The organism is Streptomyces monashensis (assembly GCF_001866665.1).
Lineage (GTDB): Bacteria > Actinomycetota > Actinomycetes > Streptomycetales > Streptomycetaceae > Streptomyces > Streptomyces monashensis.
In genome coordinates, this window is record NZ_MLYO01000138.1 from 1 (window position 1) to 970 (window position 970).

General features: G+C 69.3%; 1 protein-coding gene. It reads right to left on the minus strand.

Annotated elements, in window-relative coordinates; all coding sequences use genetic code 11:
* A partial coding sequence (locus tag BIV23_RS44515) for a KR domain-containing protein (protein WP_143079260.1) occupies positions 1-970 on the minus strand: 970 nt, incomplete at both ends.

A 970-nucleotide genomic window follows, 5' to 3' on the forward strand; every position in this document is an offset into this window, starting at 1 on the left:
AGCGACCTGAGCCCGATCACCCACATCGCACGCCACCACCCGCACCGACTCCGCACCCACAGCCCTCAACGCCGCCACCACATCACCAGCACCCGGCGCATCAGCCCCACGCCGCGACGTCAACACCACATGACGCACACCATGAACACCCACAAGATGCGCAGCAACCGCACGCCCCAACTCACCCAAACCACCAGTGATCAGAACCGACCCGTCCGGTGCCAGCGGCGCGACCGCTTCCGCGAGGTCGGTCCTGGTCGCCCGCACGAGCCGGGCGGTGCGGATCTCGCCGCCGCGGATCGCGATCTCCGGTTCACCGACGGTGGCCACCGCCGTGTGCAGCAGTGCGCTGTCGGCGTCCGCGTCGCCCAGGTCGACGGCCCGGATCACGCGCTCGGCGTGCTCGCTGCGCGCGGCGCGCAGCAGACCCCACAGCGGAGCGTGCGCCAGGTCGCGGACATCTTCGTCCACGTCCACGGCCGAGCGCGTGATCCACACCAACTCCGTCTGTTCCAGGCGCTGTTCACCAAGGAGACGTTGCAGAGTCAGCAGCGCTGAAGCGGTCAGCTCCTGCGCGGCAGCAGCGTCGCCCGGGCTTTCGCCGGCTCGTTGCGACGCCGTCGTCGCATCGATGGCCAGTCGAGCGGGCGCCTGCCGCCCGTCATCGAGGTGGGCAACGAGAGCATCCACATCAGCCACATGGTCGGCCTCCAGAATTTCGGACAACTCGGCGTTTTCGCCGAGGACCCACATTCCGGCTTCCGGTGTCTCCTGCCGTCGCAGCGCCCCCGGCATCCGGAATTCGACTCGGTAAAGGTGATCGGCCTGTTCCCCGGCCTGGAGCTGCTCGGCCGTCGCCTCGCGGATCGCGAGGCCGTCCACCAGGGCAACGGGACGCCCGTCGGGTCCGGCCACGTGAATGCGGGCACTGGTGGAACCGGGGTCGAGGTCGAGTCGTACGCGCAGTTCG